The sequence below is a fragment of the Vibrio sp. YT-19(2023) genome, assembly GCF_033337395.1.
Genome location: NZ_JAWOQN010000628.1, coordinates 1 through 647, shown reverse-complemented (window position 1 = coordinate 647; position 647 = coordinate 1). Strand labels below are relative to the sequence as shown.

The following is a 647-nucleotide window of genomic DNA, read 5'->3' as shown; positions in this document are numbered from 1 at the left end:
AAGCAACCATTTTGACGTTGACCCATACCAAACGGCGTTGGAGCTCAATTTAATGAATGCGGAACCAAGATGGGGACAAGATGAGCGGTTTGTGGTGGTGACAACGGCAGTTTGAACGACTTGACGCGTTGATTACTAGACGCCCTAAAGCTGAAAATATTGCCCTGCCCGATAAACAACCAACTTATTGACTACAAGCTCATTTATCATAATCGAGATAAGCACAACGTTGCTCATCAAGCACTTAGGAGGCGCATTCGTCACGATCTCATCCAGAGCTTTCATCGGCTTCATGAGACATCGTAAAGAACTGTGCTTCCCATTTCTGCGTATATACTTTCTATCAACAGATGCCTTTTCAGAGAGTAGTTATGTTAGAAGAACGACTTTATGAACGTTATCTGCCTGGGTACTTAGAAAGTAATAGTGAAGAAGAAAAGCAGCGCCTATGGCAGCAAGCTGACCCTAACACGATTTATCAGCTCAATAGCGATTTACAAAAACTGCACGGTGAGGGTAACGACCTCATATCTTTTAGTGACCCCCATCGTTCGCACCTCCCGATCACCGCTTGGCCGGACATGCTATCGGCCGACATTGCCTTTTGGCGCAAGCACCAACACTGGTTGTTGCAAAGTAATGACCCG

Annotated in this window: 1 pseudogene; it reads left to right on the top strand. The window is 45.7% G+C overall.

Going from position 1 to position 647, the window contains the following annotated elements:
- Positions 1-371: 371 nt before the first annotated feature.
- A pseudogene (locus R7E78_RS27545) lies at positions 372-647 on the top strand (hypothetical protein); the annotation flags it as partial.